This is a genomic window from Halopenitus sp. H-Gu1, from assembly GCF_041821145.1.
GTDB lineage: Archaea > Halobacteriota > Halobacteria > Halobacteriales > Haloferacaceae > Halopenitus.
The window spans coordinates 32,252-50,304 of record NZ_JBGUBC010000010.1 but is presented as its reverse complement, the minus strand read 5'-3'; the positions used below and the strand labels follow the sequence as shown (position 1 = coordinate 50,304).

Genomic DNA, 18,053 nt, shown 5'->3' with positions numbered 1-18,053 from the left:
TGAACGCGAGCGCGAACCCGATGCGGCCTCAGATTCCCTTGCCCATTAGATGGCTGCGCAACACATCGGGCGTTTTGAGCCCGGAGTCGGTGTTGAGGAGGACGACCGTCTCGTCGCCGTCGAACCACCCATCCTCCGCGAGTTTCCAGGCGCCGGCCGGAGCGACCCCGCCGGCAGCACCCATCTCCAGTACCTCGTGTTGGGCGACTGCGACCGCGCTCTCGAGGATATCCGCGTCGCTGGCGGTCACGCCGCGACCGTCACTCTCGCGAACGGCGTCGACCGCCCACGCACCCCCTTCCGGATCCGGGATCTCCAGTTCGCCACAGATCGTGTCGGGGGTCCCCCACGGTTCGGGGTCGTCGATCCCGCGGTCGAGGGCTGCGGCGATCGGCGCACATCCCTCGGGTTGGGCGGCGACCAGCCGGGGGCGATCCTCGAGCAGGTCGAGAGCGGAAAGCTCCCGAAAGCCCTTGGCGATCCCGGCGATGACCTCGCCGCTTGCGACCGGAACGACGACCACGTCCGGGGCAGTCCACCCCAGATCGGCGGCGATCTCGTAGGCGATCGTCTTTGTCCCCTCATGGCGAAACGGCGTTTCGAACTCCGCGAGGTCGGTATAATCGGTCGCGAGTTGCTCGTCGACCGCCGCGACGGCGTCCGGATGACGCCCGCCGACGACGCGCATCTCTCCGCCGTGGACGTTCGTCATCGCCTTGTTCGAGAAGGCACAGCGGGAGGGGACGAACGCGTACGACCGAAGGTCCGTTCGACCCGCGTAGGCGGCCATCGACTGGCCGGCGTTTCCGGGGGAGGCACACACGAGCGGCTCGACGACGTCGCCGCGCGGTCCGTCTCCGCTCGATCCGTCCGCGTCGACCAGCCCCGCGACGGCCGTCATCGCGACCGACAGGCCGCGATCGAGGACCGTCCCGGTCGGGTTCCTCCCCTCATCCTTGATGAAGACGTTCGCGACGTCGAGTTCCGCGGCGAGCCGATCGGCGGCGACGAGCGGCGTTGATCCCTCGTGGGCCGAGACGGCCATTTCGGCCGGAAACGGCAGGAGTGCCTCGAAGCGCCACAGTCCCGAATCCCGGTCGTTACTGGCGCCGACTGCGTCCTCGCTCCCCGGGCTCTCCGTGCTCTCGCTGCCTGTGCTCTCGCTCCCGCCGTCCGGGGCTTGCCGGATCGTCGCCGGATCGATCGCGTCGTAGTCGTAGGACGGATCGAGCGCCCCGCCACACTCGCGACAGCGAGCCGACGCGGTCAGTGCGTGGTCGCTCCCACACTCGTGACACGTGAGTCCCTCAAAGGCGTGAGTCGTCTCCATACCGGCCCTTCCGGACGGGGCGACTAATCGCTTCCCGTCCGCGTCGAGCGGAAGGACAACGCGGAATCGGACGAGCCAGTCACTGTTCCGGAAGCAGTTCCGCGGGCGCGTTCGCCAGTCCCGCGAGTGCGTCCGCCTCGACGTGATGGAGGTCGCCGGGGATCACGAGCAGATGGAGCGGGTCGCCGAAGTCCCGCTCGGCGAGTGTCGAGAGGCGATCCGCGGCCACTATCGGGTCCGGACTGCCCGCGCGGGCAACCGCGACCGCGAGAACGTCCGCCCAATCGGTCGCGAGCAGGTCCGCGGCGTGGTCGGCCGACATGTACTCCTCGTGATCGGGATCGGGCCCCCGTGGACCCATCCCGACCTTGATGTCCAGATAGACGATCGTGTGGAGCCCGCGCTCGCGGTTGGCCTCGATCGTCTCGATCACGCTTTCGGGAACCGACTCGCCTCCGTGGGCGTACGGGAACGGCAGCGTGACGGCCTTCCCGAACCGGTAGTTCTGCAGGCCCGTTAGCCCCGAGGCGGCCGACTGGGCGGTGACTCCGTGGATCACCCGCGTGTCGATCCCGCGTTCCTCGGCGCGAAGTCGCAGATCGGTGTGCGTCGTCGAGACCATCGTGTCGCCGGCGGTGAGGAAGGCGACGTCCGCGGTCTCGGCCGCATCCAGGATCGGATCGGGATCCTGCTCGACGCCCGCCCGGTCGCGAACCTCGATGTTGATGCCGTGGTGCGCCTCGAGATCGTCGATGTCGGCGCCGACGAGTCGACTCGTGTAGAACTCCGCGAACGCGCGATCGGCCGCACGAAGGATCTCCTGTCCCTCGACGGTTATCGATCGCTCGTCGTAGAGTCCGAGGCCGATGAACGTGAGCATACCGTCACTCGGATGCGGACGGGCTTATGAACCCGGAAACGAGCGCGTGAGTCACTCCTCGCGGACCTCCCCGAGGTAACTCCAGTGGGTTTCTTTGGCATCGTCGAGAGGGTGCTCGAGTGTCACGTGATATAATTTCGTCCCGTCCGCCGTCTCGACGTGCACGTGAACTCCGGGATCCTCCGTGGATCGGATTTTGAACCCTGTAACGTCCTCTCGGCTTCCGAGTTCGGATTCGATCTCCCGTGTTAGCCATCGTATTCGTTCCGAAGGATCCGACTCGTCCATACCCGCTACATCGCCGTTCGAGTCGCATCAACGTTCGGGTGATCGGGAGCAGACGAGTCGTCCCGTTCACCACACCCTCGAGAACGGCGACTCCGCCATCGGAGTTCAGGTAAACAGCCGCTCGAACTCGCGAATTCCGTCGTCCGTTCCGACGATAACGAGTTCGTCATCGTCCGTGATCTTCGTCTCGGGGCCGATATCGGTAATGACGTCGTCATTCCGCTTGATGGCGATAACGGTACAGTCGGTTTGCTTTCGAATATCCGCATCCTGGATCGTTTGCCCGACGATCTTCGGGGCAGGCGTCCGCGTAACCTCGACTTGTTGGTTTAACGATAACACATCACGGTTTTCCAGGAGATAGGACGCGGACATCCGACCGGTTACCGTTGCCAGGGATAACACGTAGTCCGCTCCGGCACGGTACGTCTTCGAGACGTTTGCGTTCTCCTCGACCCGGGTGATGATCTCCGTATCGGGTGCCAGATCGCGGACCACGAGCGTTGCGAACTCGGTCGTGGTATCGTCGGGTAACGCGAGAACCACGGTTTGTGCCTCTTCGATCCCGGCTGCAGTGAGCGTTTCCGTTTCAGTTGCATCGCCAACCACGTCCACGCCCTCCTCGTCAACCCAATCAACGACCGTGTAGGGAATCCCGACGTCATCAAGTTCGCTCGTGACGGTCCGGCCAACCGTTCCATGGCCGACGACGACCGTTTTCCCGACTTGGAACTCTCGAACCGAAGAGTGGGTCATCTCAACGAGTCGTTCTAACTGGGTGGATCGACCGGACACGATCAGAACGGTCCCGGCCATCAGCGTTGCGTCGGGAGATGGCGAGGCGTCGAACTCGCCACGGAACCAGGCCCCGATCACGTTGACACCCGACCGTTCGCGAATCCTGCTGTCGGCTAACGTCGTCCCGGCCAAGTCGCTTCCGTGCCGGATCGACACCTCCGCAAGTTGCAAATACTCACTGATCTCGACGGCCTCATCCACCTGCGATCGGAGAGCAGTTGTAACCTTCTGAGCGAGGCTCTCCCCGAGTAATTGCCGGGGTGAGAGGACGTGGTCGGCACCGGCTAACCGATGGTATTTCTCTCGGTTTGCATCCTCGACGACGCTCACGACGGGTAGATCGCCGGCAAGTTCCTTCGCGGCGAGAACGATACTTGCATCGACCTGATCCGACACGTCCGCGAACAGTGCGCGAGCGGATCGGAGTCGGGCAGCTTCCAGCCCCTCCGTCGACTCCGGATCTGCTCTGATCACGCGGTGGCCGTCCTCGTACAGTTCGTCCGCTCGGCCGCGGTCAGGTTCGACGATCACGTACGGGACGGCATTGGAATCGAGTTCCTCGATGAGTTCTTCCGCCCGCGTCGTGTACGAACAGATCACGACGTGATCGGTGACGTCCGTAGTCAGTTTCTGTGGGGCCGCGGTGGATAACGCCCGCTCCAAAAGCGGACCCACCAACACCGGTAAGGCGCCGACGAGTACCGCCATTCCGAGCAAGTCGGTCACGGCGATGAACGCTTGCATCTCCGGGCTCGTCCAGGGCGAATCACCACCGAACCCCGTCGTCGTGAACATCTCGACGGCAAACTGAAACGAGTCGAGGAGCGTTCGGGGCCGGCCTTCATACACCCGCATCCCCCACTGATACCCCATCGCAGTCAACACGAGAGCCACCCCGACGAAGAGGAAATACCCGACGGCCCGTTGTTTCCATCTATCCATATCCATGACTCAGGCGTGCGTTCAACAAAAGTGTGAGAGTACTCCGTTAGGGTCGTCCAAAACGATTCCCGCGTCGGAGGACCCGGAGTCGGTGTCGATAGCGAGAGATAGCTTCCTTCCCTGCCTGCTCGCTTCCGGTCAACGCTGCTGACACCGTGAGGGGGGCGAGCGCCTACGTTCGGTTAGTGGCGAAGCGTCGGAGATTCAATTGAGATATCCCAATTGGCGAAGGTTTTCGAGGGTTTGTTGATCGATTTCGGCGTTGTCCAAGGCTTTTTCGTACTCGTTCAGCCTGTCGTCACAGAGTACGACCTTCTGTCGTGCCGTTCGAAGTTTAAATGAAAGCTCGGGGTCGTCAACGTGTTCTTGAACGCTTGCGAGTAACGACTCGATGGATTCCGTAGTCGTCTGCTGCCCCATATATTCCCGTAATTCTATTCACATAAATATAGATTGTGATTTACAGGCCCCGGACGGACTCCCGCGAAGATCATCTCACGGCGAGGCCGCGGATCTGGTACCTGGAACGGACAGTGGGCCGCTTCGAGTGTACGGGCGTCGACGTCCAGAAGCGTTGAATACGTGTTCGATCCCAGTTAGGCACCGTCTTTGGGACGCACGACATCGGCCAGCGCGACGAGCAGCCCGAGCAGCCACCCGGTCGGGATCGCGAGTGCGAACCACATCAACACGTAGCCGGTTCCCTCAAGCGTGAAGTTCGCCCGTATCCACGCGTTGATCCCGCCGAACGCAAGCAGGGTATCGAGGATCCACACCGCAAGCTCCGTACTGTTGGGAAAGATGACGTTGCCGAGCGAGGGGGTGAAAAGCGCCGCGACGACCGGTGGAAGAAACAGCGCAGTCATCGCGCTGGGATACGCCAACGCGACGCTCGTACCCCTGCCACCGACGTTCGCGAACAACGCCGCGAGGCCGGCGGAAACGATCGCGACCACGCTGGCGGCGGCAACCGCGAGGAACGCCTCCGCGGAGAGTTGTATGCGAGTGATGACCGTCAGGATGCCCCACGCCACCGTCGCGACCCCGACCGCGCCGAGAATCCCGAGACGGGTCGCGGCCGAGTCGAGTCGCGCGGCGTAATACCGCGTCGCGAATCCCACGAGCAACAGGGGATAGCCGAGCACGACGAGCGGAACGCCGATCGCGGCCCAGAGGTTGTAGGCGGCCTTCTGTAGTGTCGTCTCGGGTCTCCACCGGCCGAGGACGCTGCTCGCGTCGAGTTGGCGGGGGAACACCAGCTCCATCCACGTCGCATGGAGCCGAGCGACGTCGATGCGGATCGCGCCGAGCAAGCCCGGGGTCCGTCGTTCCATTGGAGACCACTCACTCGCGAGGTAACGTGAACTTTGTGTCTTCTCCGACGCGGGTCTCCGCTTCGAGGGTCCGTTCGCGAGTGGAATCCGATCAGCTATCGCCCCAGCGGCTTGAGCCTTCAAGGAACCGTTCTTTGGCGAATCGTCCGAGCAACCGGAGATCACTGGTGTGTAACAGCTTCGGGAAGGCACTCCGATCGCCGGCGTTGATCCGTGCTAGCGTGTCGCCATCGGAACTTCTGAGATCGCGCATGAGCCGGTCGTAGCGATCATTCGAGGCGAGATACAGCAACTCGGTCATCAACAGTCGCTTGCGGACTCGCGGTGCGACCTCGGTGTGCCACAGATCGTCATAGACCGCCATGTTCTCGGCGGAGGTGTCCGGTTCGGCCGGAGTGAGGCATCGATCGGCGGTTGCGGCGGCGACACGTCCCGATTTCATCCCCTTGTGGATCCCCTCGCCCCACAGCGGATCGATCGTCGGTACCGTATCGCCGATCGCCATGAAGCCGTCGGTACTCAGATCGCTTGGCAACTGGATATGGGCGGACCCGCGGTGGACTCGTCCCTCCATCCTGTTTGCGTTCGTGAACCGCGGATCGGATTCGAGCCAGCGATCGAGATAGCCGTCGATGGTCAAGCCGTCGTCGGCGTGCTCGCGGTGGCGGTCGTTCTGGATATAGCAGAGTCCGACCTTGGCGGTGTCCCCACCGGTATGGAAGATCCATGAATAGCCGCCGGGCGCGATGTCGTGATCGAGCCGCAGCATCATCGCGTCGTGGAGATCGGCATAGCCGGGCGCGTCGAGATCGATGCCGGAAAGCTCCCACTCGATGCCGATCGCCTGGTTTTCCCGTTTGAGATCACAGACGTCGAGCGCCTTCGCGAGCGGTGCGGCGGGACCGGTCGCGTCGATCACGACGTCGGCGTACACCTCCGTCGATCCGTCGTATCGGACGCCGACGACGGAGCCGGCCTCCTCGATCGGAGCCGTCGCGCGTGAATCGAAGCGATATTCGGCCCCTTTGCTGCGGCCGTCGGCCACCAGCCACCGTTTGAACTCGGCAAATTCGAGGACTGCACCGGGCTGATCCCGGACGTAGTGGTCGTTCGGCGACTCCAGGACGACCGCGTCGGTATATTGCATCACGACGTCGTCGGGAACGCCGAAAGAGGCCATCATCGACGGGAACGTGCCTGCGGTCGATTTATTGCTTTGACGTGGGAACTCAGCTTCCGGTTCCGTCTCGAGAACGAGAACGTCGTAGTCCCGCGCCGCGAGATCGCGGGCACACTGTGCGCCCGCGGGACCGGCACCGGCGATAACCACGTCGAAACGATCGCTCATACCCGAACGTGTCTCGTGTCGCTAATGAGTGTTGTTGATACGCCCCGTCCGCTCGGGGTGTTCCGTCCTCTTGAAGGGGTCGAAAAACGGGAGAACCGCCGGTATCCTCTCAGTAGAACTCGCGAACGAGGTCCATCGCATCCTCGGGTGCTCCGTCCGGGATGTCGGACATGTCGCTGTCGACTCCATGCCGTTGTCCGTAGGGGACCGATTCGTCGTCACGATAGAGGACGCCCTGATACTCCGCCTCGGAGTCAAAGATGACCTCCTTTGCCGCCTCGCGATCGGTCGGATCGTGATCGGTCTCCGAGAGATCGACAAGCGAGTCGCGGAAGTAGTCGTAGGTGTCCACGTCGTTGAAGGTCACACACGGCGAGTAGACGTTTACGAAGCCGAACCCGTCGTGTTCGATCGCCTCCTGGATGATCTCCTGGTGGCGAAGCGCGTCCGAGGAGAACGACTGGGCGATAAAGGAGCCGCCGGAGGCGAGCGCCAGCGCGTGTGGGTTGACCGGCGGCTGCTGTGGCCCATCCGGCGTGGTGGAGGTCTCGAAGTCCTCGCGGCTGGTCGGCGATGCCTGCCCCTTCGTGAGCCCGTAGATGCGGTTGTCCATCACGACGTAGGTCATGTCGACGTTTCGTCGGACTGCATGAACGAAGTGACCCGCGCCGATCGAGTAGCCGTCGCCGTCGCCGCCGGCCACCATGACCTCGATGTCGGGACGAGCGAGTTTGACCCCGGTTCCCACGGGAAGCGCGCGACCGTGAACGCCGTGGAGCGCGTAGCTTTTCATGTAGGTCCCGATCTTTCCCGAACAGCCGATGCCAGCGACCAAGAAGGTATTGTCGGGATCGTTGCCCGTCTCCGCGAGGGCCTTCATCATCCCGTTCATCGTACCGAAGTCCCCGCACCCCGGACACCACGTCGGCTGTTTATCCGTTTTGAAGTCGGTGAATCGAACGTCTGAGCTCATTGATTATGCCTCCAGCGTCTCCGTTATTTCACGTGCGAGTTCATCCGCATTGAATCGCACGCCGGTGTATTTGTTGATGCGGTCGACCCGTTCGAGCACGTCGTGTTCGATCAGGTCGGCGAACTGTCCGGTCGCGTTACACTCGACGACGATCACGTTCTCGGCCGCCTGTACGTCCTCGGTGAGATCCGGACGTGGGAAGACGTAGGGGACGGAGAGGACTCGAACGTCGGTCCCGTCCTCCTCGAGGTAGTCAAGCGCCTCGATCAGCGCGCCCTCGTTCGATCCCCACGTGATGACGAGTGTTTCGGCATCCGAATCGCCGAACTCCCGTGGGCTCCAGTCCTCCCGTTCGCGCGCGGTCTCGACCTTCCGTGACCGCTTGTCGACCTGTTCGACGCGCATCTCCTGGTCCTCGGTCCGCCGGCCGAGCTCGTCGTGTTCGAGGCCCGTCGACATGTGTGCGCCGCCGTCAGTCCCCGGGAACGCTCGTGGCGAGATCCCGTCTTCCGTGATCTCGTGGGGTTTGAACTGGTTCTTGTCGGTCTGGTGGGCGTCGATCGATTCCTCGTCGACCACGAAGCCACGATCGACGTCGACTTGATCCATGTCGAACGTTTCGGGATCGAAGGTCCGTTCGGTCACCGCAAGCGCCAGATCGGCGGTGAGGTAAACGGGGATCTGGTACTTCTCGGCGAGATTGAACGCCTCCACCGTTTTCCAGAAGCACTCGTCGATCGTCGTCGGCGCGAGGACGAATCGCGGGATCTCACCGTGGCCGCCGTACAACATCCCGTTCAGATCGCCCTGTTCCTGTTTCGTCGGCATTCCCGTGGAGGGCCCCGAACGCATCACGTTACAGATGACGAGCGGCGTCTCCGAAGTCGCGACGAGTCCGAACGTTTCCGTCATCAGGTCGATGCCGGGACCGGAGGTCGCCGTCATCGATCGTGCTCCGCCGCGGGCGGCACCCAGAGCCATGTTGATCGCCGAGAGCTCGTCTTCGGCCTGGACGACCTCGCCGCCGTACTGTTCGATCCGTCCGGTGAGGTACTCCATCACGTCCGTCGCGGGCGTGATCGGGTAGCCGGAGTAGAACCGACAGCCGGCGGCGATCGCACCCATGCCGATGGCCTGGTCGCCGTTCAACAGGACGTAATCGGAATCGGTCGTCTCCAGTTCGTATGAGAACTCGTGGTCGAACTCCTCCGCGACGTATGATTGGCCCGCGCGGGCTGCCTCCTTGTTGTTCTCGACGAGCTTCTTCCCTTTGTTCCCGAAGCGCTTTTCGAGTGCAGAATCGAGGTTCTCGATCGGGAAGTCGGTGACCTCACAGGCGGCGCCGAGCGCCACAACGTTCCGCATGATGGCTCCGCCGGCCTCCTCGGCGAGTCGTTTGAGCGGGACGTCGAGTCCGACCATCCCCTCCGGGATCTCGATGTCCTGCATCGTGGTTCGTTCGCCATCGTAGATGATGACCGAGCCCTCGTGGAGTTCCGGGAGGTTTTCCTCGATCGTCCGCGGGGTTAACGCGATCAGGACGTCGAGTCGGTCGACGACGCTTTGTACCCTGTCGACCGACGTCCGCACCTTATAGGCGGTGTATCCGCCGCGGATTCGGGACGCGAAGTCCTTTGAGGTGAAGACGTGCCGACCCGAGCGTGAAAGCGCCTGGGCGAAGATCTTGCCCGTCGAGTCGATGCCATCGCCGGCCTCTCCGCCGATGGCCCAATTGAAGTCCGCAACCATGCTGTTTCGGTGGTTCTACTGCACGAATCAAAAGACTTCTGAAAGCGCGCACCGAGATAATTCCGAACGAACGTCAACTTTTCACCGATATATGGAGGAAATAAAATTTCCCAGACGAGTATACCCGTGTATCACCTCCGATCGTCCACTCCATTCGACCGATCCGCGAACGGTGATCGAGCGTCAGTTCGACGCCCATCGAACTCCGGAGTTCGAGCAGTCGGATATCCGAATCGCCTCGAGTCCTCCCGGGGCCGATCGCGACGGGAACTGGTTTGTGTGTGAACGATCAACCGTCCGTATGGACGCAACCGTCACCGTCACAACGGTCGAGGACGTCGGATCGGACACGGTCGCGATCACGTTCGAGTCTCCGGAGGGATTCGACGCCGAACCAGGGCAGTTTCTCAAGCTCACCGGCGTAGTCGACAGCGAGGAGTACTCGCGGTTCTACACGCTCTCCTCGCCCGATGCCGACTCGACCTTCGAGACGACGATCGCGATCGAACCCGACGAGGGCGGTCCCTTCTCCGAGTACCTTGCCTCGCTTGCTCCCGGCGATACACTTGAAATGGAGGGCCCCTACGGGAACGATCACTACGAGGGCGAATCTCGTGTCGTGGTTCTCGCCGGCGGACCGGGTATCGGCCCCGCGATCGGTATCGGCGAACGCGCACTAGCGGACGGCAACGAGGTCGCGATCGTCTATCGAGACGAGACCCCCGCACATCGCACGCGCCTGACGGCCCTCCGGGAGCGAGGAGCGACGGTTCATCTCCTGGAGGACTCCAACGCCGATCTCGGCCCCGTCGTCGCTGACGTACTGGCCGGCACCGAAGGCGAGCAGGTGTTCGTCTACGGATTCGCGGCCTTCGTCGAGGACGCGGAGGCCGCACTCGATGCGGCGGGAGCCAACCGTCAAGCCGCCAAGATCGAGAACTTCGGGTAGTCGACGCTGGATCCGACTCCCGTCGGGGAAATCCGGCCCCCGTCAGCCCGAATTACCATACGTTTATAGCCAACGATGTTAATCATCGATCGTAATGTCTGGTACGGATGAGGAAGCCGAACTGGAAGCACGACTCGCGGACCAGGACGTCTTCGACCCGCCTGCGTCGTTTTCACAGCAGGCAAACGTAACCGATTCGGATATTTACGAGGAGTTCGAGGCGAACTGGCCGAACTGTTGGCAGGCGGCGGCGGACCTGCTCGAGTGGGAGATTCCCTACAACCGGGTGCTCGATGACGACGATCCGCCGTTTTATGAGTGGTTCACCGGCGGCGAGCTGAACGCGTCGGCTAACTGCCTCGATCGCCATCTCGCGGAGCGCGGCGACGAGGCTGCCATCGAATGGGTCGGCGAACCCGTCGATGAGGAGAACCGGACCTACACCTACGCGGAACTCCACCGCGAGGTGAACGAGGCTGCGGCGGCCCTGCGTGACCTCGGCGTCGAGGAGGACGACGTCGTCACGATGTACATGCCCATGATCCCCGAGTTGCCGATCGTGATGCTCGCGTGCGCGCGTATCGGGGCCCCCCATAGCGTCGTTTTCGCCGGGTTCTCCGCGGACGCACTCGCCACGCGCATGAACTCCGCGGATTCGGAGTATCTCATCACCTGTGATGGCTACTATCGCCGTGGGGATCCCCTCGATCACCTCTCGAAGGCCAACGAGGGGCTTGCCGGCGTCGATCAGGAGACGACCACCGTGGTCGTCGACCGTCTCGGCCCGAACGGAGACGACTTCGGCCACGAGCTGGGAGACGATCAGATCGACTACGACGATCTCGTGAGCGACCACGAGGGCGCGACGGTCGACCCTGTCACCCGGGACGCCGAGGATATGCTGTTTTTGATGTACACCTCCGGAACCACCGGCCAGCCAAAGGGAGTCAAACACACGACTGCCGGCTACCTCGCGTGGGCGAGTTGGACCTCACAGGCGGTCCTCGACATCAAACCCGAGGACACCTATTTCTGCTCGGCCGACATCGGCTGGATCACCGGCCACTCCTATATCGTCTACGGCCCCCTCGCACTGGGTACAACGACCATGATGTACGAGGGAACGCCCGATCATCCCGACCGCGATCGACTCTGGGAGATCATCGAGGAGTACGAGGCGACCCAGCTGTACACCGCGCCGACGGCCATCCGCGCGTTCATGAAGTGGGGCGAGGAGTATCCGGCCGAGCACGATCTCTCGAGTCTCCGGCTACTCGGGACCGTTGGCGAGCCGATCAATCCGCGCGCGTGGAAGTGGTACTACAAGCATATCGGCGACGAATCCTGCCCGATCGTCGATACCTGGTGGCAGACGGAAACCGGCGGAATGATGATCACGACGCTGCCCGGAATCGCCGAAATGAAGCCGGGGTCGGCCGGCCCGCCACTTCCGGGGATCGACGCCCAGATCGTCGACGTCAGTGGAGCGGAGGTCGATCCGGGGAACGCGGGCTACCTCACCATTCAAAAGCCATGGCCCGGAATGTTGCGTACGCTATACAATAACGACGAGCGCTACATCGAGGAGTACTGGGCGGAGTACTCCGACGTCGAAAGCGACGATCCCGACGATTGGGTCTATTTCCCGGAGGACGGCGCGAAGATCGACGAGGACGGCTACATCACCGTGCTCGGTCGCGTCGACGACGTCATCAACGTCTCCGGACATCGCCTCGGGACGATGGAGATCGAATCAGCGATCGTCGGCGTCGAGGGCGTCGCGGAGGCCGCCGTCGTCGGTGGCGAGCACGAGATCAAAGGCGAGGCGGTTTACGCCTACGTCATCACCGAGGAAGGATACGAGGAGACCGACGAGCTTCGCGACCGGATCATCGCCGGCGTCAACGACGCGATAGGACCGATCGCGAAGCCCGAGCAGGTCATCTTCACGCCCGAACTCCCCAAGACGCGCTCCGGGAAGATCATGCGTCGACTCCTCGAGAACATCGCGAACGACGAGGAACTCGGCAACACCAGCACGCTTCGTAATCCCGACATCGTTTCGGACATCCAAGAAGCCGTTCAGGGCGAATAAACGACCCGACCCTCCTTCGCTCGGGGTCTGACGACCCACTCGCTCGTTGCGGGGTCGATTTTTCTGCTGAATCGGCGAGTTAGGTACTGATGACTTCGAGGATGTTCCCGTCGGGATCCTCGAAGAAGAGTATCCTCGCTCCGCTTTGGCTTCGTTGGGGCTCCGCGATCGGCGAGGCCGAATCCGGGAGATCCGCATAGAAGGCATCGATGTCGTCGACCTCGAAGCCCGCGTGTTTCGCTCCGAGTTGATTGACCGCCTCGGCTCTCGCCGTCTCCCCGGCCGGCTCATACTCGATCAACTCGATGCGGGCCCCGCCCGCATCCAGGTGTGCGAACCGCCCCGTCACTCCCTCGACGTCGATCGCGGTCGCGATCCCGTCTCCATCCAGGGTGAACTCCGCGGCCACCTCCAACCCGAGCGTGTCCCGGTAGAAGGAGAGCGATTCCTCGATATCCTCGACGATGATTCCGAAGTGGTGAGCCTGTAGATCGGCCATACCCGACGTCCGTCCGGACGGGATTTAACTTTTACAGGCTAAGTCCCCGTCCTCAAGGAGCAACGCAGGCCGAAGGCCGAGTAGCGCAGTAGGGCGGGGATACAGCCGTATGCCATTGTCACTCTCAACCGAAACAACTAAAATATATATTGGGTATATAGTCATGTATGGGCACGTTTGAGTTGGAAGGCGAGGAAATCATCGACCGAGAAGCCAAGGAGTTCGGCGGGAGTGCCCACGTCACCGTTCCCAAAGACTGGCGCGGCGCAGACGTGAAAGTCATCCGCGTCAGCGACCCCGACGACCAAGACGAGTAACACAATGAACTACAACTACAGGTATCGCATCAAGCCGAGCGAGTCCGTCACAGACGAGTTAGAGCGGCATACCGATACCTGTAGGCAACTCTACAACCACTACCTGTACGAACTCCGCAACACCGACGAGTACCTGTCCTACACCGTGATGCAGAACATACTGCCCGACCTGAAAGACTGGTGGGACGAGTTGAACGACGTGTACTCGAAAGTGTTGCAGATGGTCGCCCGCCGCGTCAGCGACAACCTCGACCGACTCAAAGAACAGAAGGAAAATGGGCACAAGGTCGGGATGCTCACGTGGAAGTCACCGCGAGAGTATCGGAGCCTCACCTACAACCAGTCTGGTTTCGAACTCAAGAATACGAGTGGCCAGACCATCCTCGAACTTTCCAAGATTGGTAAGATTCCGATTCACCTCCACCGCGACATCCCCGACGATGCCCGCGTCAAACAGGTCACGGTCAAGCAAGAGAAAACGGGCGAGTGGTACGCCACCTTCGGCATCGAAACCGAAGATTCGACACCGAAAAAGCCCGCGTTGGACGAGGTTGCCCGCGAGAATATGGTCGGCATCGACGTGGGCATCATCAAGTACGCCCACGACACCGACAGCACGATGGTCGGCAGTCTCGATCTCGAATCCGAGTACCGGCGACTCGACCGCGAGCAGCGAGCGTTGAGTCGCAAACAGGAAGGTTCGCAGAACTGGCACGACCAACGCCGTCGCGTGGCCCGTATCCACGCTCGTATTGTACGGAAACGGCGTGACTTCTTGCACAAGCTGTCGGCGTACTACGCTCGGGAGTACGACCTCGTGGCCGTGGAAGACCTCGACGTTCACGGGATGATGCAACTCCCGTCGAACAGTCGGAACCGAGCGTCGGCGTCGTGGCGGACATTCATCGACTTTCTCGAATACAAGTGCGACCGCGAGGGCACGCACTTCGTGAAAGTCGAACCCGAGGGCACAACCCAGGAGTGTGCCGAGTGTGGTGTCGAGGTTGAGAAGGGGTTGTGGGTGCGTGAGCATTCCTGTCCGACGTGCGGGTTCGAGACCGACCGCGACGAGAATGCCGCGTACAACGTGCTGCAACGCGGTCTTTCAGAGTTAGGCGTGGGATACGCCGAAGTGACGCCTGCGGAGACTGCACTCCCTACGTCCGTGACTGGTGGGCCGTCCACTGTCGTGGATGCAAAGTGCGTCGTTGAAACAGGAAGCCCCACCCTCAAGGAGCGAACGGCGTCAGCCGTGAGCGAGTAGGGTGGAGTAGTTCACTACGCTCGCGATGAGGTCGCGTATCCGTGAGGATACCTCCTGCTACTCATGAGTAGTTCTCAATGGCCTTCTGGGGTATCGCAGTATGAGAACCGCCACCGACGCCGCGAACAATTCAAGTACCCAAAACACGTCAATCGGGACGACCTACCACTAATGTCGGGCCCGAGTGAGACAGAGACGGCAGGGAACGAGCGACCGGGTGAATGGTACCGGAAGCTCGTCGAGGAGGCAAACGACGTCACCGTAGTCATTGACCCCGACGGAACGATGACGTACGTGAGCCCTGCTGTGAAGCGTCTCCTCGGCTACGATCCCACCGACCTGACCGGCGACGACGCGTGCGAATACGTACACCCCGAGGACAGTGACACGCTTTTCGATGCGATCGAGACGGTTCGAGCGGCCCCGGAGGACCCCGAAACCGTCGAATTCCGATGTCTTCGGGCTGACGGAACGTGGTGCTGGCTCGAGGCCACCATGCGCAGTCGCCTCGACGACGAGATCGACGGCATCATCGTGAACGGTCGTGACGTCACCGAACGCAAGGAACGGGAAAAGGAACTGCGAACCACGAAAGAGCGCATGAAGATGGCCCTCGAGGGTGCGAACCTCGGGATTTGGGACTGGGACATGGAGACCGACGAGGTGGCGCGTGATGAGTTGCTCACCGAAATGCTGGGCTATACGCAATCCGAGATGGGAGATAATCTTGACGACTGGGAGCAGGTCGTCCATCCAGAGGGGAAGACACGACACGACGAAGCACTGGCCGAACATATCGAAAAGAGAACGCCGTATTACCAGTGTGAGTACCGCTTGGAGACGAAGTCGGGCGACTGGAAGTGGGTGCGAACCATGGGGAAGGTCGTAGATCGAGACGAAACCGGAGAGCCGACCCGGTCAGTGGGCATCCATCAGGATATCGACGACCGAAAACGGGCTGAACTGGCGCTCGAAGCCGAAAGAGACATGTTCAGGGAAGGGCCTGCAGTCGTTTTCAAGTGGGAGGACGCGGAGCGCTGGCCCATCACGTACGTCTCGGAGAACGTCGAGGACGTGTTCGGGTATACGTCCGATGAACTCCAGTCGAACGAGTTCGTCTACGCCGACCTCGTTCACGACGAGGATCTCGACCGAGTCAAACAGGAAATGGCCGAGTACAACGACGAAGAAACCGACCTGTTCAGTCCGGATCCCTATCGGGTAATCACCGCGAATGGCGACGTTCGGTGGGTGATGGAGTACACCAAAGACCTTCAGGAAGACAGCAAGAGTAACCATCTGCTCGGGTATCTCGTCGATATCACGGAACGAAAACGACGCGAACGTGAACTCGAGGAGCGCGAGGAGAAGTACCGCAACCTGTTTGAGGATACCCGCGACGCGCTCATGCTTATGGACCGGGACGGCTACGTCGATTGCAACGAGCAGGCACTCGAACTGTTCGGTATCGAGCCGGTCGAAGAGTTCGTCGAGTACTCCCCCTGGGAGTTCTCTCCCCCGACACAGCCCGACGGACGAGAATCGAAGGACGCGGCACTCGAACGGATCGACGAGGCCTTCGAAGAGGGCGAGGCGTTCTTCGAGTGGACCCACCAGCGCGTCGACGGGACGACGTTCCCGGCGGAGGTGAAGCTCAGTCGGTTCGAGTACGATGGCGATCCCGTTATCCACGCGCTGGTGCGGGACATCACCGAGCGCAAAGCTCAAAAACAGAAGCTCGCTGCCGAGCGAAACCGGATCCGGGCAATTACGAACGCAATCCCCGACGTGACTGTTGTCTACGATAGGCAGGGGCGATATCGAGAGGTACTCACTAGACAGGAGGACCTCCTCGTTGATGACGCGTCGGAACTCATCGGCTCGAAAGCCCCCGACGTGTTGCCCCCCGACGTTACACAGACCATCGTCGAGGGTATCGAGGAGTCACTTGACACCGGAGCAGTCCAGACGGTGGAGTATTCACTCGCTTTGGAGAGCGAACAGACGTGGTTCGAGGGACGGATTGCGCCCATACCAGACGAGGAGCATGATGAGGTAGTGCTGCTCGCCAGAGATATCACCGCCCGAAAGGAGAACGAACGCGAACTCGAGGAGCGCGAGGAGAAGTACCGCAATCTCTTCGAGGACACCCGCGACGCGCTCATGTTGCTCGATTGGGACGGGTTCTTCGACTGCAACGAGCGGACACTTGAACTGTTCGGTATCGAGTCCGTCGACGAGTTCGTTAATTACACCCCGTGGGACCTCTCACCGTCGACCCAGCCGGACGGTGCGGATTCGGAAACAGCGGCACTGGATCACGTCGAAACGGCCTTCGAGGAGGGCGAGGCGTTCTTCGAGTGGACCCATCAACGCATCGACGGAACCGAATTCCCGGCCGAAGTGAAACTCAGCCGTTTCGAGCACCAGGGGGAACCGGCATTACATGCACTGGTTCGGGACATCACCGAACGCAAGGAGTACGAACGGCAGTTAGAGGAACAACGCGACAACCTCGAGATCCTCAATCAAGTATTGCGCCACGACATTCGCAACGACATCCAGTTGATAACGGCCTATACCGAGTTATTCGAAGCCGAATGTGACGACGAGGAGTTACAGGAGTACATCGAGACTATCCTCGAGAACGCCGATCACGTAGTCGAACTCACGACATCGGCACGGGAGATGGCCGACGTGATGCTCTCGGCAGAAGAGGAGCTACAGCAGGTCGGCCTCCGCACCATGCTCGAAAGCGAAATCCAGGAAGTGGAGTCGGCATATCCCGAAGTCGAACTCACCGAGGAAACGACGATCCCACCGGTGTCGGTGCAGGCCAACAACATGCTGGGTTCCGTCTTTCGAAACTTGCTCAAAAACGCCATCCAGCACAATGATAGGGAGGTCCCGAAGGTGGCTGTTTCGGCGACAGAACGTGAGGACACCGTCGTCGTCCGGGTCGCGGATAACGGTCCTGGGGTCCCCGACAACCAGAAAGACGCCATCTTTGGCAAGGGTGAGAAAGGACTCGACAGCCAGGGCACTGGGATCGGGCTGTATCTGGTGAAAACGCTCGTCGAGAGCTATGGTGGCGACATCCGGGTCGAGGATAGAGCGGCCTACACAAGTCGCCCAGACAGCCGATCCGAGACCGACGACCGAACGGAGCAACCCACCACAGCCCGTCAAGCGAACCCCGATGACGAGCGCGAGGGAGCGGTCTTCATCGTCGAGTTACGAAAATAGAGCGAGACTGAGTTGTGGACGGACGCTTCCCCGTTGATCAC

At 61.5% G+C, this 18,053-nt stretch carries 15 protein-coding genes; 5 read left to right on the top strand and 10 right to left on the bottom strand.

Translation table 11 applies throughout. The annotated features are described in order from the left end of the window. Nucleotides 1-28: 28 nt before the first annotated feature. From ACERIT_RS09190 to ACERIT_RS09150, 9 genes are all read right to left on the bottom strand, one after another. The gene (locus ACERIT_RS09190) at nucleotides 29-1,330 is read right to left on the bottom strand and encodes a pyridoxal-phosphate dependent enzyme (protein WP_373674553.1); all 1,302 of its coding nucleotides are present in this window, start codon (nucleotides 1,328-1,330) and stop codon (nucleotides 29-31) included. Between the two features lie 79 nt (nucleotides 1,331-1,409). Beyond that, complete coding sequence (gene dph5, locus ACERIT_RS09185; RefSeq protein ID WP_373674552.1) at nucleotides 1,410-2,210, bottom strand: diphthine synthase; 801 nt, start codon at nucleotides 2,208-2,210, stop codon at nucleotides 1,410-1,412. A 51-nt stretch (nucleotides 2,211-2,261) separates the two neighbouring features. Continuing rightward, nucleotides 2,262-2,498, bottom strand: coding sequence for a hypothetical protein (locus tag ACERIT_RS09180; protein WP_373674551.1), 237 nt, complete (start codon nucleotides 2,496-2,498; stop codon nucleotides 2,262-2,264). Nucleotides 2,499-2,603: 105 nt separating this feature from the next. Beyond that, nucleotides 2,604-4,238, bottom strand: coding sequence for a TrkA family potassium uptake protein (locus ACERIT_RS09175; protein WP_373674550.1), 1,635 nt, complete (start codon nucleotides 4,236-4,238; stop codon nucleotides 2,604-2,606). A gap of 204 nt (nucleotides 4,239-4,442) precedes the next feature. After that, nucleotides 4,443-4,658 (bottom strand): hypothetical protein, encoded by a 216-nt coding sequence (locus ACERIT_RS09170; RefSeq protein ID WP_373674549.1) that lies wholly within the window; start codon nucleotides 4,656-4,658, stop codon nucleotides 4,443-4,445. 176 nt (nucleotides 4,659-4,834) lie between these two features. Further along, nucleotides 4,835-5,572, bottom strand: coding sequence for a hypothetical protein (locus ACERIT_RS09165; protein ID WP_373674548.1), 738 nt, complete (start codon nucleotides 5,570-5,572; stop codon nucleotides 4,835-4,837). A 91-nt stretch (nucleotides 5,573-5,663) separates the two neighbouring features. Further along, a complete protein-coding gene (locus tag ACERIT_RS09160) occupies nucleotides 5,664-6,920 on the bottom strand; it encodes a digeranylgeranylglycerophospholipid reductase (protein ID WP_373674547.1) in 1,257 nt (418 codons plus the stop codon). A 109-nt stretch (nucleotides 6,921-7,029) separates the two neighbouring features. Continuing rightward, on the bottom strand, nucleotides 7,030-7,893 hold the full coding sequence (locus ACERIT_RS09155; protein ID WP_373674546.1) for a 2-oxoacid:ferredoxin oxidoreductase subunit beta: 864 nt from the start codon (nucleotides 7,891-7,893) through the stop codon (nucleotides 7,030-7,032). Nucleotides 7,894-7,896: 3 nt separating this feature from the next. Then, entirely contained in the window at nucleotides 7,897-9,642 is a 1,746-nt protein-coding gene (locus ACERIT_RS09150; RefSeq protein WP_373674545.1) for a 2-oxoacid:acceptor oxidoreductase subunit alpha, read from the bottom strand. A 301-nt stretch (nucleotides 9,643-9,943) separates the two neighbouring features. Here ACERIT_RS09150 and ACERIT_RS09145 point away from each other — a divergent pair, with 301 nt between their 5' ends. Both ACERIT_RS09145 and acs read left to right on the top strand, forming a co-directional pair. Further along, complete coding sequence (locus ACERIT_RS09145) at nucleotides 9,944-10,591, top strand: FAD-dependent oxidoreductase (RefSeq protein WP_373674544.1); 648 nt, start codon at nucleotides 9,944-9,946, stop codon at nucleotides 10,589-10,591. A gap of 94 nt (nucleotides 10,592-10,685) precedes the next feature. Continuing rightward, nucleotides 10,686-12,686 (top strand): acetate--CoA ligase, encoded by a 2,001-nt coding sequence (acs, locus tag ACERIT_RS09140; RefSeq protein WP_373674543.1) that lies wholly within the window; start codon nucleotides 10,686-10,688, stop codon nucleotides 12,684-12,686. A gap of 79 nt (nucleotides 12,687-12,765) precedes the next feature. Here acs and ACERIT_RS09135 read toward each other — a convergent pair whose 3' ends face one another. Beyond that, a complete protein-coding gene (locus tag ACERIT_RS09135; RefSeq protein ID WP_373674542.1) occupies nucleotides 12,766-13,185 on the bottom strand; it encodes a VOC family protein in 420 nt (139 codons plus the stop codon). Nucleotides 13,186-13,352: 167 nt separating this feature from the next. Between ACERIT_RS09135 and ACERIT_RS09130 the strand changes: the two genes are divergently transcribed. From ACERIT_RS09130 to ACERIT_RS09120, 3 genes are all read left to right on the top strand, one after another. Then, on the top strand, nucleotides 13,353-13,502 hold the full coding sequence (locus ACERIT_RS09130) for a DUF2080 family transposase-associated protein (protein ID WP_373674541.1): 150 nt from the start codon (nucleotides 13,353-13,355) through the stop codon (nucleotides 13,500-13,502). Nucleotides 13,503-13,506: 4 nt separating this feature from the next. After that, nucleotides 13,507-14,766, top strand: coding sequence for an RNA-guided endonuclease InsQ/TnpB family protein (locus ACERIT_RS09125; RefSeq protein ID WP_373674540.1), 1,260 nt, complete (start codon nucleotides 13,507-13,509; stop codon nucleotides 14,764-14,766). A 171-nt stretch (nucleotides 14,767-14,937) separates the two neighbouring features. Then, a complete protein-coding gene (locus tag ACERIT_RS09120; protein ID WP_373674539.1) occupies nucleotides 14,938-18,012 on the top strand; it encodes a PAS domain S-box protein in 3,075 nt (1,024 codons plus the stop codon). Nucleotides 18,013-18,053 lie beyond the last annotated feature (41 nt).